21 protein-coding genes are annotated in these 26,262 nt (G+C 36.6%); 10 read left to right on the top strand and 11 right to left on the bottom strand.

Annotated elements, in window-relative coordinates; genetic code table 11:
• Window positions 1–48 precede the first annotated feature (48 nt).
• Together P278_RS04140 and P278_RS04135 are read left to right on the top strand one after the other, a co-directional pair.
• On the top strand, window positions 49–1,770 hold the full coding sequence (locus tag P278_RS04140) for a sodium:solute symporter (protein WP_038262798.1): 1,722 nt from the start codon (window positions 49–51) through the stop codon (window positions 1,768–1,770).
• Window positions 1,763–2,749, top strand: a complete 987-nt coding sequence (locus P278_RS04135) for a Gfo/Idh/MocA family protein (protein WP_038262795.1) — start codon at window positions 1,763–1,765, stop codon at window positions 2,747–2,749. The genes P278_RS04140 and P278_RS04135 overlap by 8 nt, the downstream gene beginning before the upstream one ends.
• Window positions 2,750–2,816: 67 nt before the next feature.
• On the opposite strand, the gene bcp is transcribed toward P278_RS04135, so the two are convergent.
• Window positions 2,817–3,275, bottom strand: coding sequence for a thioredoxin-dependent thiol peroxidase (gene bcp, locus P278_RS04130; RefSeq protein WP_038262792.1), 459 nt, complete (start codon window positions 3,273–3,275; stop codon window positions 2,817–2,819).
• A gap of 97 nt (window positions 3,276–3,372) precedes the next feature.
• Between bcp and nth the strand changes: the two genes are divergently transcribed.
• Entirely contained in the window at window positions 3,373–4,035 is a 663-nt protein-coding gene (gene nth / locus P278_RS04125; protein ID WP_038262789.1) for an endonuclease III, read from the top strand.
• A 229-nt stretch (window positions 4,036–4,264) separates the two neighbouring features.
• On the opposite strand, the gene P278_RS04120 is transcribed toward nth, so the two are convergent.
• Window positions 4,265–4,846 (bottom strand): RNA polymerase sigma factor, encoded by a 582-nt coding sequence (locus tag P278_RS04120; RefSeq protein ID WP_038262787.1) that lies wholly within the window; start codon window positions 4,844–4,846, stop codon window positions 4,265–4,267.
• Window positions 4,847–5,128: 282 nt separating this feature from the next.
• On the opposite strand from P278_RS04120, the gene uvrA reads away from it, so the two are divergent.
• The gene (gene uvrA / locus P278_RS04115) at window positions 5,129–7,912 is read left to right on the top strand and encodes an excinuclease ABC subunit UvrA (RefSeq protein WP_038262784.1); all 2,784 of its coding nucleotides are present in this window, start codon (window positions 5,129–5,131) and stop codon (window positions 7,910–7,912) included.
• A 16-nt stretch (window positions 7,913–7,928) separates the two neighbouring features.
• The gene (locus P278_RS04110; protein WP_038262781.1) at window positions 7,929–8,789 is read left to right on the top strand and encodes an AraC family transcriptional regulator; all 861 of its coding nucleotides are present in this window, start codon (window positions 7,929–7,931) and stop codon (window positions 8,787–8,789) included.
• 63 nt (window positions 8,790–8,852) lie between these two features.
• Here the strand turns inward: P278_RS04110 and P278_RS04105 are convergent, their stop codons facing one another.
• The 4 genes from P278_RS04105 to P278_RS04090 are packed head-to-tail and all read right to left on the bottom strand — an operon-like array spanning window position 8,853 to window position 13,623.
• A complete protein-coding gene (locus P278_RS04105; RefSeq protein ID WP_038262778.1) occupies window positions 8,853–10,106 on the bottom strand; it encodes an NAD(P)/FAD-dependent oxidoreductase in 1,254 nt (417 codons plus the stop codon).
• 1 nt (window position 10,107) lies between these two features.
• Complete coding sequence (locus P278_RS04100) at window positions 10,108–11,109, bottom strand: 4-hydroxyproline epimerase (RefSeq protein ID WP_038262776.1); 1,002 nt, start codon at window positions 11,107–11,109, stop codon at window positions 10,108–10,110.
• A gap of 10 nt (window positions 11,110–11,119) precedes the next feature.
• The gene (locus P278_RS04095; RefSeq protein WP_038262774.1) at window positions 11,120–12,694 is read right to left on the bottom strand and encodes an aldehyde dehydrogenase (NADP(+)); all 1,575 of its coding nucleotides are present in this window, start codon (window positions 12,692–12,694) and stop codon (window positions 11,120–11,122) included.
• 11 nt (window positions 12,695–12,705) lie between these two features.
• Window positions 12,706–13,623 (bottom strand): dihydrodipicolinate synthase family protein, encoded by a 918-nt coding sequence (locus tag P278_RS04090; protein WP_038262771.1) that lies wholly within the window; start codon window positions 13,621–13,623, stop codon window positions 12,706–12,708.
• Window positions 13,624–14,004: 381 nt separating this feature from the next.
• Between P278_RS04090 and P278_RS04085 the strand changes: the two genes are divergently transcribed.
• Window positions 14,005–15,177: a hypothetical protein gene (locus P278_RS04085; RefSeq protein ID WP_038262768.1), complete on the top strand. Its 1,173-nt coding sequence runs from the start codon at window positions 14,005–14,007 to the stop codon at window positions 15,175–15,177.
• 55 nt (window positions 15,178–15,232) lie between these two features.
• On the opposite strand, the gene P278_RS04080 is transcribed toward P278_RS04085, so the two are convergent.
• From P278_RS04080 to P278_RS04065, 4 genes are read right to left on the bottom strand one after another with little or no spacing between them, the layout of a single operon-like run.
• Window positions 15,233–16,699, bottom strand: coding sequence for an oligosaccharide flippase family protein (locus P278_RS04080; protein ID WP_038262765.1), 1,467 nt, complete (start codon window positions 16,697–16,699; stop codon window positions 15,233–15,235).
• A 13-nt stretch (window positions 16,700–16,712) separates the two neighbouring features.
• Window positions 16,713–17,993 carry a glycosyltransferase family 4 protein gene (locus P278_RS04075; RefSeq protein ID WP_038262762.1) on the bottom strand — a complete coding sequence of 427 codons (1,281 nt, stop codon included), beginning with the start codon at window positions 17,991–17,993 and terminating at the stop codon, window positions 16,713–16,715.
• Window positions 17,990–20,437, bottom strand: coding sequence for a YfhO family protein (locus P278_RS04070; RefSeq protein WP_038262758.1), 2,448 nt, complete (start codon window positions 20,435–20,437; stop codon window positions 17,990–17,992). Before P278_RS04070 ends, P278_RS04075 begins: the two co-directional genes overlap by 4 nt.
• 13 nt (window positions 20,438–20,450) lie before the next feature.
• Entirely contained in the window at window positions 20,451–20,738 is a 288-nt protein-coding gene (locus P278_RS04065) for a DUF4834 family protein (RefSeq protein WP_038262755.1), read from the bottom strand.
• Window positions 20,739–20,872: 134 nt separating this feature from the next.
• Between P278_RS04065 and P278_RS04060 the strand changes: the two genes are divergently transcribed.
• Both P278_RS04060 and P278_RS04055 read left to right on the top strand, forming a co-directional pair.
• On the top strand, window positions 20,873–21,844 hold the full coding sequence (locus tag P278_RS04060) for a transporter (RefSeq protein WP_038262752.1): 972 nt from the start codon (window positions 20,873–20,875) through the stop codon (window positions 21,842–21,844).
• A gap of 8 nt (window positions 21,845–21,852) precedes the next feature.
• Entirely contained in the window at window positions 21,853–22,971 is a 1,119-nt protein-coding gene (locus P278_RS04055; RefSeq protein WP_038262748.1) for a GNAT family N-acetyltransferase, read from the top strand.
• A 509-nt stretch (window positions 22,972–23,480) separates the two neighbouring features.
• Here the strand turns inward: P278_RS04055 and P278_RS04050 are convergent.
• Window positions 23,481–24,332 carry a DUF2911 domain-containing protein gene (locus tag P278_RS04050; protein ID WP_038262745.1) on the bottom strand — a complete coding sequence of 284 codons (852 nt, stop codon included), beginning with the start codon at window positions 24,330–24,332 and terminating at the stop codon, window positions 23,481–23,483.
• Window positions 24,333–24,468: 136 nt separating this feature from the next.
• Between P278_RS04050 and P278_RS04045 the strand changes: the two genes are divergently transcribed.
• Window positions 24,469–24,933 (top strand): SRPBCC family protein, encoded by a 465-nt coding sequence (locus P278_RS04045; protein ID WP_038262742.1) that lies wholly within the window; start codon window positions 24,469–24,471, stop codon window positions 24,931–24,933.
• Between the two features lie 9 nt (window positions 24,934–24,942).
• A complete protein-coding gene (locus P278_RS04040) occupies window positions 24,943–26,250 on the top strand; it encodes a cryptochrome/photolyase family protein (RefSeq protein ID WP_038262738.1) in 1,308 nt (435 codons plus the stop codon).
• Window positions 26,251–26,262: the final 12 nt, after the last annotated feature.

Below are 26,262 nucleotides of genomic sequence, written 5' to 3'. Positions count from 1 at the left end.
ATTTATATTATTGTTTTTTACCTAATAATGACCGGGAATCGCTAGTTTATGGAAGAAATAGATTGGATTGTATTATCGGGGACATTATTATTTATTGTTGGGTATGGTTATTGGAAAACCCGCGGGAGTAAGAATGTAAATGATTATATTCTTGGTGGTAATGAAGCCAAATGGTGGACTGTAGGACTATCCGTAATGGCGACTCAGGCTAGTGCTATCACCTTCCTCTCTACTCCGGGTCAGGCATTTCATGATGGTATGGGGTTTGTTCAGTTTTATTTTGGACTTCCTCTGGCCATGATCATCATATGCATGGTGTTCGTTCCTATTTACCACAAACTAAAAGTATATACAGCCTACGAATTTCTGGAAAACCGATTCGATTTAAAAACCCGATCCCTGGCCGCAATTCTCTTCTTGATTCAACGCGGACTGGCTGCCGGTATTACCATTTTTGCTCCATCTATAATTCTTTCTGCTGTTTTGGGATGGGACTTGAAAACACTCAACCTTATAATTGGGGTATTGGTTATTATTTATACTGTTTCAGGAGGAACAAAGGCTGTTAGTGTTACCCAGAAACAACAAATGTTTGTAATCATGACCGGAATGTTCGTGGCTTTCTTTTTGATTTTAAGCTACCTTCCAAATGATATTACTTTCTATAAAGCCTTAAAAATTGCAGGAGCCAACGATAAACTTAATATTGTCGACTTTTCATTCGACACCTCGAGCAGGTACACCTTCTGGAGTGGAATTACAGGAGGACTGTTTCTTGCTTTAGCATATTTTGGAACAGATCAAAGTCAGGTTCAACGATATCTTTCGGGAAAATCAGTTCGGGAAAGTCAACTTGGACTTATATTCAATGGACTTTTCAAAGTTCCTATGCAGTTTTTTATACTGTTGGTAGGGGCTATGGTATTTGTTTTCTATCAATTTAATCATGCGCCTTTAAATTTCAATCCTGCTGCCACGGAAGCCGTATTGAAATCAGAAAAAGCTGAGGAATACAAATTGCTGGAAGAAGATTATCAAAAGCTTGAACGAGAAAAAAAGATCGCTCAAGACCATTTTGCATCCGTTTTGGATGTAAAAGATTTTGATATGACCATGAAGGCCAAAGAACATATTCAAGAAATTAATAAAAAAGAAAAAGACTATCGCAATTCAGCAAAAGAAATTATAAATACCGTAGATAAAGATCTTGAAACCAATGACAAGGATTATGTGTTTATCCATTTCATTCTGAATAATATCCCTAAAGGACTGATTGGTTTATTACTTGCGGTAATTTTATCTGCTGCCATGTCCTCAACTGCATCTGAATTAAATGCCTTAGGAACCATAACTACTATTGATTTATACCAACGGTACCAGAAAAAAGAACAGACTGAGAAACACTACCTGAATGCTTCGAAGTGGTTTACTTTGTTATGGGGTTTTATAGCTATTATGTTTGCTAACTTCGGATCGCTATTTGAAAACCTGATTCAATTGGTCAATATTATAGGGTCTATTTTTTATGGAAACATATTGGGCATATTTTTAATTGCCTTCTTTATTAAGTTTATTCGGGGAAATGCTACTTTTATTTCAGCCATTATCACTCAAATAGTAGTTATTGTTACGTATTATTTCGCCATTGGCATTCAGCCTGAAGGTGAAGAAATGCTAAGCTATTTATGGTTGAACTTCATAGGTTGCATCCTGGTTATTCTTATGGCACTTATTTTTCAGCTCATATCACCAAAGCGTCGTAATGCCTGATACAGATCATAAAATACGATGGGGTATCATCGGGTTGGGAAATATAGCCCAATCCTTTGCAACGGATTTACTTACCGTTAGCAATGGATGTCTTCATGGTGTAGCCTCCCGGGATCTAAATAAGGCCCAGGAATTTGCTAAAATGCATCATGCTCAACACGCATATGGCTCTTATGAATCATTAATTGCCGATGAGCAAATTGATGCGGTATACATCGCTACCCCGCATACGCATCATAAAGAATATACCATTGCCTGTCTCAAACATAAAAAAGCCGTGTTATGTGAGAAACCATTCGCGATGAACAAAGATCAGGTACTGGAAATGATCGCAACTGCCAAGGAGCACGATGTTCTTTTAATGGAAGCACTATGGACCTATTTCCTACCTCATTATCGCTATGTTTTAAATCTTATTAACCGCAAAGAGTTTGGAACAGTTCAAAAACTGGAAGCCGATTTTGGATTTAGTAGTGAATTTGATGCTGACTCCAGATTATATAATAAAGACCTCGGAGGTGGAAGCTTGTTAGATATTGGTATTTATCCTGTATTCATAGCCTTATCTGCCTTAGGAGTTCCCAAAGAAATAAATGCATCGGCTAAATTTTATAAAAATGGAATTGACACTGAATGCAGTGTTAAGTTTACTTATAATAATCGGTCGGAAGCATATTTACATAGCACCATTATTAAAGATACACCTACAACCGCAACATTCTATTGTGAACATGGTATAATCAAAATAAATGAAGGCTTTTATGGCCCTACCACCGTAACAATCGTGGCAAACAACGAACAAAAGACGCTCGATTTTGGTTACACCACCAAAGGCTTCAGTTATGAGATAGCTCATTTCAACCAACTCCTTTTAAAAAATAAAAAGGAAAGTCCGATTATGAACTACGATTTTAGCATACAATTAATTAGTCTTTTGGACGAGATCAGAAAGCTCATAGGACTTGAGTACCCTGTATAAAATTATACTATAAAAAAAAGCATCCGCGGATTCCGCGGATGCTTTTTTTATTTACAGAACATTTTATTTAAGCATTCTCTAAAATTTGGGCTGCATGATCCTTTGTTTTTACTTTGTCGATCACCCTTTCCACTACCCCATTTTCATCTAAAATAAAGGTCTTTCTGTGGATTCCATCATATTCTTTCCCCATGAACTTCTTAAGCCCCCAAACTCCAAAAATATTAATGACTTCCTTTTCTTCATCTGCGAGTAAAGGGAAAGGAAATTCATATTTGCTTTTAAAATTAGATTGACGCTTTTCAGAATCGGCACTTACTCCTAACAATTCGTATCCCTTATCTTGTAATTCTTTATAATGATCTCTTAGATTACAAGCTTCTGCCGTACAGCCTGGTGTACTTGCTTTTGGATAAAAGAAAACAATCAGTTTTTTACCTTTAAAATCAGATAAAGACACCTTATTTCCATCTTGATCGTTTACGGTAAAGTCTGCAACTTTATCTCCTGGCTTTAATGTGTTCATAAGCTATTTTTTTAAGTTTTTTCTAAATTAAAGAGAACTAATTTCTATAAAAATTGCAAATTTGTTCTTCAGCATTTCCAGCAAATTTATATAAAACATGACGAAAGCAGAAAAAGTTGACTTTGTAATTGAAAAACTAGAGGAATTATATCCGAAAATTCCAATTCCTTTAGATCATAAAGATCCCTATACCCTCTTAATTGCTGTATTGTTATCAGCTCAGAGCACCGATGTAAGAGTCAATCAAATTACTCCTATCCTTTTTGACCGAGCCGACAATCCTTATCAAATGGCTAAGGTTCCTGTAGAAGAAATCAGGGATATCATTAAACCTGTCGGACTTTCTCCTAAAAAATCTAAAGCCATTTCTGAATTATCACAAATACTCATAGATAAGTATAATGGTGAGGTACCACAAGATATAGATACTTTGGAAACCCTGCCTGGAGTCGGACACAAAACAGCGAGTGTAGTGGTAAGTCAGGCTTTTGGTATACCTGCGTTTCCTGTAGACACCCACATACATAGATTAATGTACCGCTGGGGGCTAACCAATGGTAAAAATGTCGTACAGACCGAAAAAGATGCCAAAAGACTGTTTCCTGAAGAAAAATGGAATTCTTTACATCTGCAGATAATATGGTACGGCCGACAATATTCGCCAGCAAGAGGATGGGATTTGAATAAGGATATTATCACGAATACAATTGGCAGAAAGACCGTTATTCAAGACTATTATAAAACAAAAAAGGCCCGCTAATAATAACGGGCCTTTTTTGCTACACAGTCATTTAGTTTAAAATATTTTCAAACTGAATATCTTTGTAGTTAATAACACTTAAAGCTCTAGAGTAATTCAACAGAAAATCTATTGTCTCTCTATTAGGTTTTAATTCTGTGGTGTTTGAAAATTCTTTTGAGTAAAAATTTGCCATATTGATCTTTTAAATATTATACCTTATCAACGTGGCTACTAATGCTTTATTGTTTTAATTCGTTAAAATAATTTTATTTTTCTCAATTATCTTTCGCATATTGATTATTGCATAACGCATTCTTCCAAGTGCCGTATTAATACTCACTCCTGTGGTTTCTGCAATTTCTTTAAAACTCATATCCTTGTACATACGCATAATAAGCACCTGCCTTTGATCGTCGGGTAGTTCTTCGATTAATGCACGAACATCCTGCTCAACCTGATCTTTTATAATTTGCCTTTCTGCATTCAAGGAAGAATCTCCCAGAACGGAAAAAATATTAAAATCGTCTGTTCCCTCAAACTTAGGCATACGTCCATTCTTTCTAAAATGGTCAATTACCAAATTCTGAGCAATACGCATTACCCAGGGGACAAACTTACCTTCTTCGTTATATTTTCCTTTTCTTAAAGTTCGAATAACCTTTATAAAAGTTTCCTGAAAAATATCTTCAGTGATGTCTCGATCGCATACCTTTGAAAAAATGAAGCTATAAATTCGTTGAGAATGTCTGTTAATTAGAAGTTCTAATGCTTGTTCTTCTCCTTGTAGGTATCGTCTAATAAGGGTAGAGTCTTTGGGTAATTGTTCCATACAAAATTACTTTTTTTTTAAGATTAGGGCTTATACTACGTACTTTAACGTATATGTAATAAAAAAGTAATTTTGTTAAATAGGCGTGTTTGTTTAGACGGTTAACTACTCAAATATAAAAACATATTCTTAAAAAACACAAATTTCACAGCTACTTTTTAACATTTTTTTGTTTAGCCCAGCTGCTTTTAAAGCAGGAAATAGATCATTATCTTTGTGGTTTTCATCTATTTTCAATTTTAAATCCATGAAAATGGTATTTACTTTTTTTTGAAAACTATTATGACCGATATACTTACGTTAGACCCGAAGCAGAATATAATTATTAAAGGTGCCAAACTACACAACCTTAAAAATATAAATGTTGCTATTCCCCGTAATAAACTTGTGGTTATCACAGGCCTGTCGGGATCGGGTAAATCGAGCTTGGCATTTGACACACTTTATGCCGAAGGACAAAGAAGATATGTAGAGAGTCTTTCGTCATATGCAAGACAATTTTTGGGTCGTCTGGATAAGCCAAAAGTTGATTACATTAAAGGGATCGCTCCGGCTATTGCCATTGAACAAAAAGTAAATTCAACAAACCCAAGATCGACTGTAGGGACTACTACAGAGATCTACGACTACCTGAAACTCTTATACGCACGTATTGGAAGAACCCATTCTCCTGTATCAGGTAAAGAAGTAAAAAAGCATACGGTAACTGATGTCGTAGATTATGTAAAACGCTATAATGATGGTAGTAAGTTACTTTTAATGGCTCCGGTACATATACCTGAGGATAGAAGTATGCTTCAGATGCTCAAGATATTATCCCAGCAGGGTTATGCAAGAATAAAGTATAAAGGTGATGTCGTACGGATCGATACTATTGAAGAAGAAATTGACCATGACTTTCTTTTGGTGGTGGATCGTGTAGTGGTTCGAAAAGATGAAGATTTCTTCAACCGACTTGCAGATGCTGCCAGTACCGCATTTTTTGAAGGGAAAGGCGAATGTATCATTGAAGAACTACCATCTGGAAAGCAAACTCATTTTACAAATAAGTTTGAACTGGATGGTATGCAGTTTCTGGAACCAAATATTCATTTGTTTAGCTTTAACAACCCATATGGTGCCTGTCCAACCTGTGAAGGTTATGGTGATATCATAGGGATTGATCAGGATTTGGTTATTCCAAACTCAGGACTTTCCGTATATGAAAATTGTGTATTCCCCTGGCGAGGAGAAAGCATGAGCTGGTATAGAGATCAATTGGTTAATAATGCTTATAAATTTGATTTCCCTATTCATAAACCATGGTTTGAACTTTCTGAAGAACAAAAAGAACTGGTTTGGGAAGGAAATAAATACTTTGTTGGACTCAATGAGTTTTTCTCTGAGCTGGAAGAAAAGAGTTATAAGATCCAGAATCGGGTAATGCTTTCTCGATATCGTGGTAAAACCAAATGTACGACGTGTCAGGGTAAAAGACTCAGACCAGAAGCAAATTATGTAAAGATTGGCAATAAAACCATTACCGACCTTGTAGAAATGCCTCTACATACTTTAGCTGCCTTCTTTTCGAAGTTAAAATTAAATGATTACGACTTACAAGTGGCGTCACGCCTATTAAAAGAAATCAACAATCGCCTGCTATTTTTATCGAATGTTGGTTTGGATTACTTAACGCTTAACCGTAAGTCTAACACGCTTTCAGGAGGTGAATCACAGCGAATTAATTTAGCTACATCCCTAGGAAGCAGCCTGGTAGGATCGATGTATATCCTTGACGAACCTAGTATAGGATTACATCCAAAGGATACTGAAAAACTCATTAAAGTTTTAAAATCTCTTCGAGATCTGGGGAACACCGTTATTGTAGTCGAGCATGATGAAGACATCATGAAGGCCGCTGATGAAATTATTGATATTGGTCCTGAGGCAGGGACGCACGGAGGTAATATAGTTGCTTCAGGGGTATACAATGAAATTTTAAAAAGCGACTCATTAACCGCCCAATATCTCAATGGACAATTAGAGATAAAAGTTCCTCAAAAAAGGCGTTCTTCCAAAGAATATATTGAGATTATAGGAGCAAGAGAGAACAACTTAAAGAATATAGATGTTACATTTCCATTACAAATGTTAACCATGGTGACAGGCGTTTCGGGTAGTGGAAAAAGTACTTTAGTCAAAAAGATTTTATACCCGACAATTCTAAAAGAAACAGGTGGCTATGGTGAAAAGGCAGGACACTTCTCTAAAATTGGCGGAAAATACAGTTCAATTTCTTCAGTAGAGTTTGTGGATCAAAATCCAATCGGAAGATCCTCGCGAAGTAATCCGGTTACCTACATAAAAGCATACGATGATATTCGCGGTCTTTTTACAGATCAGAAGTTGGCTCAATTAAGAGGTTATAAACCCAAACATTTTTCATTTAATGTTGATGGTGGTCGCTGTGAAACCTGTAAAGGTGAAGGTGAGGTAACCATCGAAATGCAATTTATGGCAGATGTACACCTGGAGTGTGAAACTTGTAAGGGCAAGCGATTCAAAAAGGAAATTCTCGAAGTTAAATTTGAGGATAAAAACATCGATGATGTATTAAACATGACTATAGATGATGCCATTACCTTCTTCCAAAAGTTTGATCAATCGAAGATTGTTAATAAACTTCAACCGCTTCAGGATGTTGGATTAGGCTATGTAACACTTGGACAAAGTTCATCAACGCTTTCAGGAGGAGAAGCACAAAGAATTAAGTTAGCCTCATTTTTGGTGAAAGGAAATTCGAAGGAAAAAACATTATTTATTTTTGACGAGCCAACTACGGGATTACATTTTCATGATATACAAAAGCTTTTAACATCCTTTGAAGCCTTAATTGAAAAGGGGCACTCTATCATAGTTATTGAACATAATCTCGAACTCATAAAATGTGCAGATCACATTATCGATCTTGGTCCTGAGGGAGGTGAAAAAGGAGGCGAATTAGTTGCCTGTGGCACCCCTGAGGAGGTTAGTTTAAATAAAAACAGCTATACAGCAACCTACTTAAAAGAAAAATTAAATTCATAAATCATACATGATTTAAATGAAACCGATTCCATTTAAAATACCCAAATCTGAGAATTCTTCCTTAAGAGTTCAAATCGATGAAGGATTACACTTTTATGATCGGCTTCATTATCATTCGGAGTTTCAAATTACCACTATTGAAAAAGGTGAGGGTATTTTGTACAGTGGTAATAATATGACCCAGTTTAAACCTGGTGATACTTTTATATTAGGCAGTAATATTCCGCATTTAATGAAAAGCGCAAAGCCCTATTTTTCAGAAGCTTCAACAGGTGTTTATTCAGTATCTCTCTTTTTTAACCTTAACTCTTTTGGTCAAAATTTTTTTAATATTCCTGAATTAAAAAACATCCACACGCTGCTACAAGAAAGCAAAAGAGGTATTTTAATTGAAGGCCCATTAAAAAAAGCTATTCATCAGCAGATTTTAAAAATGCCTTTACAAAAAGAAGAAGAATTAATAATTCAATTACTCCAAATATTATCAGTACTTAACAAAGCTTCCAAAAGCTTCATTAACTCTGATGTTTATCGCTTTTCAATTCAGGAAAAAGACGGGCTTCGATTAAATGACATCATAAACTACACCTTTAATCATCTGGAAGATGATATTAAAATAGATGATATTGCCGAAGTAGCCAATTTAAGTCGATCCCAATTCAGCCGATATTTTAAACTTCACACCAGAAAAACTTATGTGGAATTTTTGAATGAGTTGCGAATAGAATCTGCGTGTAATCTACTCCTAAATGAGAATAACACTATTGAAAATATTTGCTATGATGTAGGTTTTAAAAATCTTTCAAATTTCAATCGTCAATTCAAAAAGGTAAAAAGCGTAACGCCTTCTCAATATCGCTCTATTCAACTCAAATAAGAAGAAGCCAGTGCCAGTTTAAAAACTAACAAAGGCTTCTTATCTAACCAACCTAAAATTCAATTAAAATCTGTTAAGACGAAACATACTGGTATCCATAGATTGCTTGGTATCAGAGATAATTTCTGCTATTAGCTTACCAGTTGCCGGTCCCATACTAACTCCCATCATGGCGTGGCCTGTAGCCACATAGAGATTATTACAAGTATCTGCTTTTCCAATATAGGGCATACCATCAGGAGTACAAGGTCTGTAACCATACCACACCTTCTTCTTCTGTTCAGTATCGATATCAATTTCCTGATAATACTTTGGCAGGCATTCAAATATTCCGTCAAGTCTATTTTGATTAATATTTGTAGACATTCCTCCAAGTTCTAGAGTTCCTCCTATTCTTAGTTCATCCCCAATGGGAGATACAGCTACTTTACCCTCGGTCAAAATCGCCGGAATTTTCGGTTTATTAGCCAAGGAGTTAAAAGTTACGCTATATCCTTTTCCGTCCTGTAAATATATCTTTAGTCCTGATTTTTTTAGAATCTGAGCAGACCAGGCTCCTCCGGCTACAAGCAGGTTCTCTACCGCAACTTTTTGTCCTCCTTCAAGTACAATGGAATGTACCTTACCTCCATGCTCCTCCAGGCCTACCACTTCTGTATTAGTTTGAATTATGACCCCATTTTTCTTTAAAACAGTGGTTAACTGCTTTACAAATTTGTTAGGATGCAAATTGGCATCTCCAGGAAAATAGACCCCACCTTTTACTTCTGAATTAATATGAGGATCTAATTCTTTTAACTGGGAATTATTCAATACCTGAGTATCTAAACCAATATGATGTGCCTTCTCAGCCAATTCTTTCTCTTCTTCTTCCTGATGCGCCGTTCTATAAAGCATGAGCAGACCATCTTTCTGAAAATTGAAATTAAATTCAGGATGTGCTACAAATTCCTGATATAGCTCTTTACTCCATTCATTCAGGTGAAATAAAAAAGGCATGGCCTTTTTTACATGACCTTCATTACAAGACTTATAAAACTTATAGGTCCATTGCAACAGAGATAAATCTAAGCGAGGTTTAACATAAAAAGGACTCTTACTGTTAAACATCCACTTGATACCCTGTGAGATCATACCCGGTGATGCCAGGGGAATCACATGACTGGGTACAACCATGCCCGCATTTCCATGCGAAGCTCCATCGGTAAGGTCACCTTTATCAATAATAGTTACCTCAAAACCCTGTTGATTAAGATACCATGCAGAACATAAACCAATAATTCCGCCACCTACAATATGTACTGATTTTCTCCCCATATTAAATTACTTGAAATCCGTGAGCATAAGGATCATCTTCCTCATCTATAACTATGGTATTGTAACCAAATACTTTAGCCCATCCTGAAATACTCGGAATAATGGCCTGGTATTCACCACACGAGGTTACCTCTTCAACACATCCAATAAATTTAGAACCTATGTAGCTCTCATGGATAAATTTATTTCCTGCTTTTAATTTTCCTTTCGCAAACCACTGTGCCATTCTTGCCGATGTTCCTGTACCACATGGCGATCGGTCTATGGCCCGGTCTCCGTAAAAAACTGCATTCCGTGCATCTGCATCATCAGATAACGTATCACCCGTCCAAAGTACATGACTAAGACCATTGATGTTTTTATCTACAGGGTGTTGAAATTCATATTTTTCATTCAACAGGTGCCTGATTACAGGACTCCAGGTTACGAGTTGTGAAACATTGTAATGTTGTATCCCTTTAAAGTTCTTTTGAGGATCGACAATAGCGTAGAAATTCCCTCCGTAAGCCACATCGACAACCAACTCCCCTAAATCAGGACATTCCACTGTTAATTCTTCTTTATAAAGAAATGATGGTACATTAGTAAGTTTAACGGACTTCACCTTTCCGTTTTCCTCTACGTATTCCACATTAACAAGCCCTGCAGGAGTTTCCAATCTTAATTTCCCAGGCACCAATGGATCCACCAACCCCTCTTCGATCATTATTGTAACCGTTCCAATGGTACCATGTCCGCACATGGGTAAACATCCACTGGTTTCAATAAATAATACTCCAACATCATTGGTTGGATCGGCAGGTGGATATAAAATACTACCGGACATCATATCGTGTCCCCGGGGTTCAAACATAAGTCCTTTGCGTATCCAGTCGAATGAATTTAAAAAGTGTAACCTTTTCTCCATCATATTCGCTCCTTCTAGCTTCGGTCCCCCACCAGCAACAAGACGTACCGGATTCCCACAAGTATGGGCATCGATACAAAAAAAACGTTTTTTCACTTATATTACATTATTCTTTAGTTGTTAAACCATTTACCTTACGCCATATGTTTAATGGATTCCCATCTTTCAAGGCATCAGGTAATATACTTTGCGGTGCATTTTGAAAAGAAAGGGGACGTACAAATCGTTTAATTGCATCTGTTCCTACTGAGGTATACATACCATTGGAAGTAGATGGAAATGGTCCGCCATGATGCATGGCATGGCATACCTCAACACCTGTCGGAACCCCATTAAATATTAAACGGCCAACACGTTGAGATAAATTTTCGATCAGCGTAGGATTGTTGTTAAGATCATCTTCGGTGCCTAATATTGATCCTGTTAACTGACCTTCAAGTGCCCGGGTTACCTCGTTTAACTCTTCTTTATTTTCACAAACAACCAGCAGGGTGAATGGACCAAAAACCTCTTGATGTAATGTATTGTTCTTGATAAAATCTTTTGCCGAAACTTGAGCTATACCTGGTCGGCCTTTCCAAGAATCATCATTACTTTCTGCATCAAACAGCAAGGACACTTCCGCTTGATCAACACATTCCTTTTTCCCATTTACATAAGCTGAATGAATGGTTTCGTTTAGCATCGTTGCTGCATCGAGTTTGGCGAATTCTTCTGTAAGAGCCTCCATAAATTCCTTTAGTCCTTCTCCTTTTTCAACAATGGTTAAACCTGGATTTGTACAAAATTGTCCTGCCCCTAGATTAACAGACCCTGCTATTTGAGCGGCTATAGCTTTTCCTTCGGTTTTAATCTTTTGGTTTAAAACAAATACCGGATTAATACTTCCCATTTCGGCATAAACCGGAATTGGTTCTTTTCTTTCATTAGCTGCTTTTACCAATGCCATCCCACCAGTATATGAACCTGTAAAGCCTACTGCTTTTATCAATGGATGCTTTACAAGCTTTTTACCTACGGTTCTTCCAGAGCCTTGTACTGAAGAAAAAACACCTCCTGGCAATCCACATTTTTTAACCGCTTTGGTAATGGCTTCTGCCACCAGGGCATTCGTTCCCAGATGAGAAGAATGTGCCTTAACGATCACAGGAGAACCAGCAGCTAAAGCTGAGGCCGTGTCCCCCCCTGCCGTTGAAAAAGCTAAAGGAAAATTACTAGCTGCAAAAACTGCTACAGGTCCTGTTGACTGTAGCATTTTTCGTATATCGACACGTGGTAATGGAGTTCTATCAGGCATTGCCTCATCTACCCTGGCCTCTACCCAACTTCCTTCTTCCAAAAGTTCAGCAAAGAGTCTCAATTGTCCACAAGTTCGTCCGCGTTCGCCGACAACTCTTCCCTCTGGTAAACCAGATTCTATCATTACACGCTGAACAAGTGTATCACCCAAAGCTTCTATTTCGTCTGCAATAGTCCTTAAAAACTGAGCTTTTTTACTCCCACTTAGGTTTTTATACGTCAGCCAGGCATTATATGCTTCCTGAACCGCCGTGTTTAACTCATCCTCCGTTGCACATTTAAACAATTCTGAGGTTTGAGTTCTTTTAGCCGGGTCGACAGCTTTAATCGTTTCTGCACCTATTCCGCTAGGATTTCCGGCAATTAAATTATCGGTAATCATAGTATATTTTTTTATAAGTTTTTATAATCAGGTAATATAGGTCTAGAAGCAATACCATCTTCTAAAATCTTGATTACCCTTTTTCTTTCATCTCCAACCAAGATATGACGTGGAGCTCTAACCGGTTCTGTACCAATTCCCGTCATTACTTCCGCAAGTTTGATATTCTGAACCAGTTGAGGATTGATATCCAACTCTAAGATAGGCAAAAACCATCGGTAAATTTCCAATGCCTCGTCTATCTTACCTGCTTTTACTAATTCATAAATAGCTACCGTCTCCTTTGGGAAGGCACATACCAATCCTGCAACCCATCCGTCAGCTCCCATCAGAAGTTCTTCCATTGCCAGGGTATCCACTCCACAAAGAATTTTAAAACGATCACCAAACTTGTTTTTCATTCGCGTCACATTTGAAATATCTCGTGTACTTTCTTTTACCGCCTGAATATTGGCTTCAGATGCCAATTGCTCAAATATAGGTAGTGTGATCTCTATCTTATAATCAACAGGATTATTATAAAGTAAAATTGGTAATTTGGTACTTCTGGCAACGGTCTTAAAATAGTCTGCTACCTCCTGATCGGTTGGTTTATACATCATTGGAGGCAATAACATAAACCCATGGGCTCCCGCTTTTTCAGCTCTTTGCACTAACTCTATAGCAGCTGTAGTAGCTCCTTCTGCAACATTTAATAACACATCCGTTTGATCCCCGAAAGCCGCTACGGTTGCCTCTAATAAAGCTAACCTATCATCGTGAGTTAAGGTACTGCTCTCCCCTAAAGAGCCCCCGATAATAATACCATTTACTCCAGCATCAATTTGATGCTCAATATTCTTTAAAAAAGCTGGAATATCTAAATCTCCATTCTCTTTGAACTTTGTTGTAACTGCTGGGTAAACCCCATTCCACTTTACTGTCCTCATAATATTTATGTTATTTGAATATTGCAAATGTATAGAGTGAAATGGAGAGTTATTTATCATATAAATGCATTAACTAATACTATTGTGCTGTTTTAAGTTATTACCGGAATCAGCTTTATTCTGATTATATCACTTTGGCATAACCTTTGAACTAAAGATGGTGGAACTAATCCGTAATAACAGATTAGTTTTTTGGTTGGTTAGTTGGAAACCTCTCATTTATTAGTATTTGGGAGGTTTCTTTATCTAAAAAAATAAACACCTGGATAACAGCAGGTTAAATACTTAAAAACATTTTAATAATATTTTGGCACGGTGCTTGTAACGTTTGACAATGACTAGCCAGTCGAAAAATAAATGTTTAACAAAAAATCTTTAGTCATGAAAAAATTAGCAATATTACTAGTTATGGTTTTAGCCAGTCCCCTTGCTATAAACGCAAAAACTAATTCGACGGCTATTAACGGATATGGATACGGTGATCAATTTATATTTGTAGAAGATGGAATTACCTTCTCTGTGTATCCGAATGGTGAATTTGATTTCTTTATTGACAACCCTAATTATATTGGAGTGAATGTTAATACACGAAATGTAAACATCAGTTTTAATGCTGGATATGGATATGATCGTTATGTACAATACGATGATTATGGTGCCGTAATACAAGTACTTAACACACCCGTTTACTATGATTTCTATGGGCGTGTATCAAGAATAGGAAATATCGATGTGTTTTATCGAAATAATCGTATCTACAGAATTGGTGGACTATACGCATACTATAATCCTCATGGTGTTTTTATCAGATATAGTGGTTATATCAATGTTTATAACAGAAGATATATTTACAGACCGTATCACCGATATTTTGTGAGACCAAGACCTTCATATTGCTATGTAAGCTATAAGCCTTACAGAAGATACTATGAACCTGTAAGATATACGTATTACAGACCTTATAGAAACAATTACAGAAGATCTTATGCTACAGTAGGAAGAACCTATCACTATAAGAATAACAATGGTAGAAACAAAGTTTACAGGAATGACAGACGTGTAAAGACAAGAAGAGATGATGCAACGGTTAGAAATGTTAGAAATCGTAGTTTAAATACAGAAACCCGAAGAAGCAATACGCGTTCGGTTAACCGAAATGCTCCTGATAGAAATAGAGACTACAGCAGGGCTTCTAACAACCGTAGCAAATCTGATGTTGCTACCAACAGAAGATATAACAACACGAGAAAAGTGAGTCCTAACAAAACCTCAAATACCCGTGTATATAATTCAAATAGAAATAGTACCCCAAAGAAAAAGTCTTATTCAAGATCATCAGATAAAAAGCGAAGTAGCAATGTCGCAAAAAGGCCATATGAACAAAGAAAATCAAATACGGCTTCAAGATCAGTAAAACGTTCTAAACCGACTCAAAAGTATAGCACAAACAGGTCTTCCAGAACTTATAACAAAAAAGCTTCCGGTAGTACCAGAAAAGCCAGCTCTTCAAGAAATACACGAGGAAATTCAAGAGGGAGAGGAAATAATATTTAAGAATTAAGTATAATAATGGTTTGGTTAGATTACGAGAGGGCTCGCAGTTATTCATTTAGCTGCGGGCCTTTGATTTTAGCACCCTCTCAACCATAGCAATAATATCATCAGATAACTTTAATCTTAAAACTACCAATAGATAACCAACCGAAACGATTGCCCCTTTTAAAACAATATTAATGATGGGGTGAAACGAAAAATCCCAAAAATAAAATAATAATATAAATACTAGCAGCACGATCGCTGTCTCTGCAGTTTTTAGCGTAAATGGATGTATATGAAGTTTTGCATACACAAACCAAAATTTTACGATACTATATAGCAAAAAGGCCAACAATGTAGCCAATGCCGCTCCGTTAATTCCTAGCATCGGAATAAATATCATATTTAGAATGACGGTAAGAATCGCCAAAAACACCCCAAAAAACAACACCATTCTGTAATAATCACTATTGAACAGAATAGAATTATTATTTCCTAATAAACACTCAAACAACTTGGCCGCGGCTATAAAAAAGACTACCGATATACCCCCACTGTACTGATCCGGAATAATTTGATATAATTGATTTACATTTAAAACAATTAACAATAAGATTAATCCACCGATAATAAAGAGGTTCAGTGAACTTCTTTTATACAAATCTTTTAAAGCAGTCATGTCTCTTTCATTGAGCAAACGTGCGGTGAGTGGATAGGTGATTTGATGCATGGCACGAGCAGGAACTACGATAACCGCTGCTATATAAACAGCTACGTTATAGAAAGCAATATTCTCAATAGCTTCATATTGTCCGATCATAAATTTATCCACATCCAGCAAAACCATCGCTATGGAGCCGGCTAGAATAATTAAAGACGTATACCTGATTACCTTATTCGAGTTTTGAGGTAATGCCAGGACAAATTTGGGTTTACTTACCTTAAATGCACTCAGCATCATCAATAACATTCTTAGGATATAGGCAAGCATCACACCTATGATGAATTCATCTGGTGTTAACCAATTCATAAAAACTGCCATTAGCAATGCCATTACAACCACTCTTAAAAATACTTCTTTTAAAAAGTTTCCATATACAGATTTCATATGAACTTTAGTCCAGGCAAAGAAGACTTCAAAATAAGCCATGGCAATAGCCGTAATATAGATTACCCATACATAACCACCAACGATGGCATTTTTCCTCGCTAAAAACGAAACTATAGATTCGTAAGCCACCGTTCCTAGTATACCAACTGGAACGATCAAGAGTAAAGGAAGGATAAACATCATAAAAGTGAACTTGCCTTGCTCGGTGTCTTCCTTATAGGAGCTGTAAAATTTCACCAAGGTATTTTGAACACCAAAAGTTAGCAGTGGCATCAGTATGTTTGAAGCAGAAAGAATGTAACCTACCAATCCATAATACTCATCAGACAAAAAATTAGTATAAAGAAAAAGGGTATTCACAGCACCTATACCAAATCCCATATAGGTATAAATGGTATTTTTAACTGACTGTTTAACTACAACTCCCATTGTTATATTTTCTTTACAACTGTTTAATTACATTACTTAAATGTTCGGTTAAAGCCTTCCTGCTATACTTTTGAAGGCCAATAGGGTGAACTTTAAGAGATGCTTTTTTATAGGCCTGATAATATTCCAGAATTGCCGTTTTCAATCTTGTTTTATCATCATACACAAAGCTTTTTCCTGTATTAGTTTCACGAACAATTTTAGCAGCGTCCCATTGATCCGGGCCAATGGCCAATATCGGACGTTCTGCAGCCATATATTCAAATAACTTACCCGGTATTATACACTGAGTTTCCTTTGCATCTATTTCAATTAACAATAACAGCTGTGAAGCTCTTTGAATCTTCAAAGCCTCATCATGAGTCACATACGCCTGTAAGCTTAATGAAGCCTCCAAACCATAATTTTTTATGCTTTGAACAACAACATCACTCACCACCCCTACTAAATTAATTTTTAAATCTTTAGCAAACGACTCACTTTCTTTTTTTAATTCCGATAGTACTTCCCATAGAACTAAGGGGTTTCTTCCGGACAACAAGGATCCGATGTGTGCTAAAGTAAACTCCTCATCTGGTGTAACACTATCAAAATAACTAACATCATATCCGTTGGTTATAACTTCTATAGGTTGTACTGTGAGTTCCTCAAACTCCTTTTTGGTCGTATAACTCGTAACCATTATTTGATCGGCAGTATTAAGCACTTCATGTTCCAGCTCTTTATGCCTCTCCGCAGCATTTTTTGTTAATTTTAGTTCTTTGTGATACCCAATGGTAGTCCATGGATCCCGAAAGTCAGCGATCCACTTAATACCTGATTGCTGCTTTAACTTCAAACCTATAAGGTGCAAGCTATGCGGCGGACCCGTGGTAATAATAGTATCGATATTATTCTCTTCAAGGTATCGAGACAAATAGGTAACCGAAGGATTAATCCAGAATTTGCGAGCATCCGGTATAAAGAGATTACCCCTTATCCACAACATCATTTTCTCTATAAATGATTGACTTCCCGAGGAGATTACGCCTTTACTGATTTGATTGGTTTTCTTTTTAGAAAATACCGAAGCGACCCCATAAGGCTCAAAAATCGGTTGCTTGATGATCGTAATATCTTCAGGCACTTCTTTTAAAAAAGCAGGATCTTTCACAGGATAGTTTGGATTCTCTGGAATGTATACTATCGGATCAATATCAAAACTCCTTAAATACTTAACAAACTTCAGCCATCGCTGAACTCCGGGTCCACCTGCAGGTGGCCAGTAATATGTTATGATAAGGACTTTTTTCATTCAGATTTCATACTTCGTTTCTCTTTGATCGTATAGCCAATACCCCCGAACAGGATTAAAACCAGAATCAAAGAACCCGCTAAGGCAATAGCACTACCTGTTTGTATTACTTCTGGCTGAAACTTAAACTCAATTGTATGTTTTCCAGCTGGAATGTTTAATGCTCTCAGCACATAATTGACTCTAAAACTTTCCGCTTTTTTTCCATCGATACTAACTTGCCATCCGTGTGGATAGTACATTTCTGAGAAAACGGCCAGGCCGTCATTATTATTATTTGAACGATACACCAAATGATTTGGCTCGTACTTTTTCAGGGATATGTTTGCCAAAGAATCAACTTCGAAGGTTTTTCCACTAATTAAATTTCCAAACTTTGAAACGTCTACTACTGCCTCCGTTTTGAAATTCAGACTATCAAGAGCTTGCATTTCCTGGTCTGCATTTTGAACCGTTTTTAGTGTTTCTACAAACCATGCATTACCATTTGCATATGGATTACGTGCCGGATATAAACCTTTATCATTTTGTTGAATAATATACTTGACATTCAACATATTCAAAGTCCCTATATTATTCTTGGAAATCTGATATTCAAAAAGCTCCTGAAGACGGCCGGGTTTAGCTGCATGATAGCCCCCAACAGAATTATGAAAATAAGATGTTCTAGCCCCATTTAATCCTTCACTTGGATCAAACACCCTAAAATGAGCCGTATCTTTTAATATCTCTACATCTGCTCCATTTGGCTGAAATGGCTTTTCTAATTTTCTTGCTGATACAAAATCTTCCTTATTTACATAGCGCTTATCAACCCCTACCAAATCGAAAATCAACAACAATCCAATTGCGACATAAGCATAGGTTACCTTAAGCTTATTCTTTAAATAAGCATACAATACAATTGCTATGACTAGTACAAATCCGAAACTACGCAATAAATCGCTCGAATACATTGCTTTTCTGTCCTCCTTTAGAAAGTCCATTAATTCCGGAAGACCCATTTGTGAAAACTGTTGCGAATAATAGGCATCGTTCAACGCATCAAAACTAAAGAACCCTTTACCAATAAACAGTACGACAATCAAACCTCCGATAATTGCTCCCGCCCTTTTTAAGGCATCTAACTTTTGTTTATGGTCTACCTCCGGTGAGAACATACGACTCAATCCGACGATCCCCAATACAGGAATACATAGTTCGAGAATTACCTGAATGGAAGATACAGCTCTAAACTTATCATACATTGGCATATAGTCAATCATCAAATCGGTAAGAATACTAAAGTTCTTACCCCAGGAAAGTAATAAGGAAAGTATGGTTCCTCCAACCAGCCACCATTTAAGACGACCTTGTACCAAAAACAGTGCTAAAACAAATAAGAATACCACCACGGCCCCAATGTAAGCGGGTGCTGCTACTATGGGTTGATCTCCCCAATAGGTAGGTAGGCCGGAAGTAAAACTTTTAGCCTGATCTCGTGGCACTCCCTTGTTTACAAGGTATTGGTACGTATTGGAATCCTCTCCAAGCGCTTCACTGTTACCGCCACCAAAAAGCCTGGAAGCGAACAAATTTAAGGATTCCGCTTTTCCATAACTGTATTCGGTTATATAATCGTAACTTAAACCATCTGAATTTTCTTTTGGACTACCGTCTGGATTTATTGTCAACTCACTTGTCCCCCGGGTACTCCAATCGGCATATTGCTTGGTGGCCATTATATTGGTAGCATTGGTTGCTACCCCAAGAATAACAGCACAGAACAACAATCCTACTGTTTTAAAAAAATGTGGTAGCTCTTTCTTTTTAAAGGCATCTAATAAATATACGACCCCTAGAACCACAACCAGCAACATCAAATAATAGGTCATCTGAAAGTGGTTGGCATTAATTTCCAGCGCCATAGCTATGGCAGTTAATAAGAAACCCCAAATATATTGCCGCCTGAAACTTAATACGATTCCGGCAAGAACCAAAGGAAAATATCCAATGGCATGAGCCTTAGCATTATGTCCTACCCCCAGAATAATTATAAGATATGTTGAAAAGCCAAAAGCCAAGGAACCTATAAATGCTAATTTCCAATCAATTCTGAGCACCAAAAGCAGTATATAAAACCCAATAAAATACAGAAATAAATAATCTGCCGGTCGTGGTAAAAAGCGAATGGTTTTATCTAATTTTTTCACATAGTTATGCGGATAATTAGCACCTAATTGATACGTAGGCATTCCTCCGAATGCACTGTTGGTCCAATAAGGTTCTTCGCCCTTTACTTTTCGGAAGTCATTTTGCTCTTTGGCCATTCCAATATACTGGACAATATCACTTTGAAAAATCTTTTTCCCCTGAAGTACCGGGGAGAAGTATGCCAAAGAAGCTGCAATAAATAAAACAAATACTACAATGTGAGGTACTAACTTTTTAAAGCTAAAGTTCATATAATTGATTTGGTTAGTCTAATTCTTCGAAATCTATATATTCTCCAACTTTTTTAGAAGATTTCGAGGTGTTTTTTTTATTTCTGGTTGGCTTTTTATCGATTACAGTCTCACCTTCTTTCGTCTGATACTGTTCATTTTTATATGTTGCCTGCTGTTGATATTGACCAAATCCCTCCCTAAACTTCTTCTCCATCTTTTTTGATATGTATTTCAGCAAGAATGGGGCTAATACTCTGCCCAATACTTTTAAACCGAAGTATATCAATAGTATAGTTAATAAAACAATTAAAACATCCATTTATTATTTCTTTTTAACCATCAAAAATACAATCTAATAACCGTAAAAACAGAAATAGTAACTTAAAAAAATAATAAAATCGTATATATTTGGGTTAACAGAATAGGAAATTCTAAAGATCAAAAACCCAAAAAATGAAAAATTTAACCTACCTGACATGTTTTTTTCTGTTATTCACTATAAGTGCTAAAGCCCAATATACCGAAGTAATAAATTCCAACAGACCGGGTAATTCCGTAAGTGCATTTTCGGTTGGTAAAAATGTAATTCAGGGAGAAGCCGGATTTTTATTTGAAAAAAGAGAACACGACCTGTTGAGAACCAGTTCAAATTTAAAAAGTGGCGAATTTGCTGTTCGCTATGGATTTCTTTTCGAACAACTCGAAATAATTTGGAATGGTACTTTCACCAATCAAAATATCACTGACAACTCTACGAGTCCTGCGTATAAATACAGTAGGACGGATTTTACACAAAACACAGTCGGCCTTAAATTCCTGGTTTTTGACCCCTTCAAAAATCCGGAAACAAACAAACCGAACTTATACAGTTGGCGAGCTAATAACAGACCTCAGTGGAGTGACTTAATTCCTGCAGTGGCCTTATATGCCGGTATGAACATGAATTTTGGGGATAACCCATATTACCCTACTGAATCTACGGTAAGCCCTAAGGTAATGCTTGCTACTCAAAATCATATAAGCTGGAACTGGGTATTGGTTTCAAACCTAATCTACGACAAGTTCACCGAAGATGATCCGATGTTAAGTTACATTATTACCTTAACTCATACCTTAAAAAACCCTAAATATTCTATTTTTGCAGAACATCAAGGCTTTAAAAGTGATGCTTATGGAGATGGCCTTTTCAGGTTGGGGGGAGCCACGCTAATTAACAAGGATCTTCAACTTGATTTTTCTATAGGGCTGAACACGAAAGACACACCTTCCAGATTTTTGGCAGGAATGGGAATTTCTTATCGTCTGGACTATCATGAAGATGAATTTAAAAAAGTCGATAACGTTTCCAAACAAGAAAAAAAGGCTTTGAGAAAACAAAAAAAACGACAAAGAAAGAATAATTCTTTCAAAGGTTTAGACAATTAAACTACGCAATGATTGAAGTAAGAGAAGCTATTACAAAAAAGGAACTCACCGAGTTCGTAAAATTTCCTTTTCAACTATATAAAGACTCTAAAAACTGGGTCCCACCTATTATCACCGACGAGGTGGAAAGCTTTAATAAAAAAACAAATCCCGTTTTTGAAACGGCAGATGCCCACTTCTATATAGCTTATAAAAACAATAAAGCTGTTGGCCGGATGGCTGCAATTATAAACTGGACCGAAGTTGAAAAGCAACGAATTAAAAAGGTCCGTTTTGGATGGTGGGATGTAATTGATGATGTAGAAGTAACCAAAGCACTTCTTAAAAAGGTGGAGGCATTCGGAGAAAAAAACCACCTGGATTATATCGAAGGTCCTATGGGCTTTTCCAATATGGACAAAGTAGGTGTCATGACCGAAGGTTTTGACCATTTAGGAACCATGGTAACCTGGTACAATTTCCCGTATTATAAAGATCATCTCGAGCAATTAGGATATGTTATAGAAAAAGAATATAACGAGAGTGAATTTTATCTTGATGATGTGAACCCGAAGTACTTCACCAAAGGCAGTGAGTTAGTTAAAAAACGTTATGGTGTAAAAGGTTTGAACTTTACCAAAACCAAGGATTTAATGCCTTATGTAGATCAAATGTTCGCCCTTTTCAATCAGGCCTATGCTAATTTATCTTCCTTTGTATCCATTACAGATGCACAAATAGCCTTTTACAAAAAGAAGTACATTAGTTTTATCAACCCTGAATACATAAAGTTTGTTGTTGACAAAGACGACAACGTAATAGCCTTTGGAATTGTAATGCCTGGTTTTGCTGAAGCTTTACAAAAAACTAAAGGTAAATTGTTCCCTTTTGGGTTCATTCACTTGCTAAAAGCGAAAAAGCAAAGTAAAAGCGCTGTCTTTTATCTGGTTGGTATTCACCCTGAATATCAAAACAAAGGCATTACTGCTGTATTATTTAATGAATTCTATAAAGTATTCTCAGAAAAAGGAGTTAATCATTTTATACGAACTCCGGAATTAAGTGATAATGCGGCAGCCAGAAACATGTGGAAACATTTCAATCCTCAGGTTTTTGTCATGCGGAGAACGTATCGAAAAAATCTATAAAAAAAAGGTTGCCTCTAAAGCAACCTTTTTTAGTTTTCGAACGCTTTGCCCCCCATAGTTTTAATTCTCCATACTATCATCCTTAGCAACAGCCATATTTACAGGGGTTAAATTCTCGTTTCCCAATACACTTTATAACGGTCTTTTAATTTGTAATTTCTTAAGATCACAATCCTTCAATATGCTTATTTTCTTCAGGTAGCATAGGTACTAACCTTTATGTTATCCCCATGTTATCCCCATGTTATCCCCATGTTATCCCCAAATTATCCCTATAATATCCTAAAACAATCCCCTTAATACAGTAAAATATGTTCTGCCTGAAGCAGCATTATATGCTATAAAAGTACAACCTTAAGATTCCGAAGATTGACCGTTCTCTGGAAGATTACCTACCAAGTATGCCCTGTAACTGCTGGTAAATTCACGTAAAAAGAGATCAAAAAAAAAGAGATCAACTGTATTTAACCCAGTTGATCTCTAAATAAAATATTATAAGAAAGCTCTTATTACATAGCTCCCCATTCTTTCAGAGAATCTTTATTCAATTTAACATAATCAGCATTACCTGCTTTTTCCGCGGCTGCCAAAGAAGCCTTAGCTGCACTAATTGCTCCCTTCTTATCTCCTTTTTTAGCTAAAATAAGAGACTTCTGTCTTAACATCCAGAATGGTGGCTCATCACCCGACATTGAAATTGCCTTATCAATCCACATACTTGCCTGATCAAGATCTTTTCCTTCTTGAAGGTAATATACCGCAGCTTGAAAATAATCTCCCGCACCCGGACCTGCCATGGTTTTTTCTATACTGGCTATCGCTTTCTTGGTTGTTGGTACTTCAAAAGGCACACCCACATAGGTATTTTCCCAATAAATACCCATTGAGGCGCCATTATTAGAGAGGTTATTTAAATCGATAGTAAATGATTCCACCTCAAACGGTAGTGAAATTACTTCTACAGTTGCTTTAGCCGCCACTTTACTTTCATCCCAGTTCTCCGGAGTACCCCAATTATTGGTGTCAGCATAAAAAATAACATCCCATGAAGACTTACCCGGCTTGGTAAAAATGGCATAAGAACCTGCTTTAAGTGTCTGGCCATTAACAGTAACATCATCAGAGAAAGTTATGACAGAGTTTGCATTGGCTCCAGTTCTCCACAATTTATCGTAAGGCACCAAATTACCAAATATGGTACGGCCTCGCATTGAAGGACGTGAATAGGTTAAAGAAACATCGGTAAGACCTACCTTTTGCTCAAAATTAGCAGTAGGGCTTGGTGCCGGCGTTTGTACTTGCGCTTCTAATAAAGAGGTTGACATAAAAGCACATAATAAAATTAAAGCTAGTTTTTTCATTTTTAATAATAGTTGATTTATACTATAGCAATTTACATATTTAACATGTTTTGCCTTATTAAATTATATTAAAATTACGATAATTTAAGCTATAGAAACCATATTTGTTTAACTTTGTTTTAAATTACTTAAACAGATTATGATCCATCGCATCCATAAACAACAAGGATTAACTATAAGTATTGACGAAGGTTGGGCATTTTTATCAGACCCGAACAATCTGAGTGTCATCACTCCAGACCATATGCAGTTTAAAATTTTAAACGGAGCGGAAAGCAATATGTATCCTGGTCAAATCATTGAATATACCGTTTGTCCATTCCCAAAAGTTAAAATGAAGTGGGTAACAGAAATAACACATGTTAAAGATCGGGAGTATTTTGTAGACGAACAACGATTTGGACCTTATGCTTTATGGCACCATAAACACTTTTTGAAACCCACTCGTGGAGGCATTATTATGGAGGACCTGATCCATTACAAACTTCCTTATGGATTTCTTGGAAACATCATCCAACCCATGGTAGCGAGACAACTTAAGGATATCTTCAACTACAGGGAAAATAAATTAAAATCTCTGTTTGGAGAATTAAAATATTAGCACACATATATGAAGTCGGAAAAAGTAACCCTTTTTTGGTTTAGAAGAGATTTAAGAATTGAAGATAACCGTGGTCTTTATGAAGCACTGTCTAATAATGAGCGTGTACTTCCTATATTTATTTTTGATGAAGAAATTTTAGTTAAACTACCTGATCAAGACGCTCGCGTTAGTTTCATTCATGAAAAACTTCTGGTACTGAACGATGAGTTATCAAAAAAATATAATACGGGTATAGCTCTTTATCATGGTAATCCTCAAGACATATTTCAATCACTTCTGGTGAGCCAGGATATTAAAAATGTATACACGAATCACGACTACGAACCTTATGCCATCAAAAGAGACCAGGAAATTTCTAATATACTCTCTAAAAATGGTGTCGAATTTTTAACCTTTAAGGATCAGGTGATCTTCGAAAAAAATGAGGTTTTAAAAAACGACGGCGATCCTTATATAGTGTATACCCCTTACATGAGGAAATGGAAAGAAACTTTTAATCCAAATACCGATATCCCTAATTACCAGATTGGAAACGTAACAAAGCATTTTTATAAAGGAGACTTTAATAAATTAAGTTTATCTGATATTGGCTTCAAAAAAAGCAACATTGAAGTACATCCATACAATATTAGCTCCTCCCTGATAGGCAACTATCATCAAACGAGAGACTTTCCTGCCCAGGATGGTACATCTCTTCTAGGTCCACATTTACGTTTTGGAACAGTTAGTATTCGCAGATTAGTAGAAAAGGCCTTAAATGAAAAGGACACTACTTTTCTAAATGAATTGATTTGGCGTGAATTTTTCATGCAGATCCTTTATCATTTCCCACATACAACCACAAAGAGCTTTAAACCTAAATATGATCGAATCAATTGGCGAAATGATGAAAATGAATTTCTGGCCTGGTGCGAAGGAAAAACTGGTTATCCGATTGTTGATGCAGGTATGCGTCAGCTGAACAACACCGGATATATGCACAATAGAATCCGAATGATCACAGCGAGTTTTCTTTGTAAACATTTATTGATTGACTGGCGCTGGGGTGAGGCATACTTCGCACAAAAGTTACTGGATTATGAAATGTCCAGCAATGTTGGGAATTGGCAATGGGTTGCCGGTACAGGGGTGGATGCCGCGCCTTATTTCAGAATATTCAACCCCATTACACAAATTAAAAAATTTGATAAAGATCTCAAATATATAAATACCTGGGTAAAAGACCTCAATGAGTTTAGCTATCCTCAGCCTATTGTTGAACATAAGGCTGCCAGAGAACGATGCCTGGAGGTTTATAAGAATGCCCTTAATTAAAAAAGCCTGATG

Source organism: Zhouia amylolytica AD3 (assembly GCF_000511935.2).
In the GTDB taxonomy this organism is placed as follows: domain Bacteria; phylum Bacteroidota; class Bacteroidia; order Flavobacteriales; family Flavobacteriaceae; genus Zhouia; species Zhouia amylolytica.
Note: the sequence above shows the minus strand (reverse complement) of the source record. Positions and strands in the feature narration are given on the sequence as shown.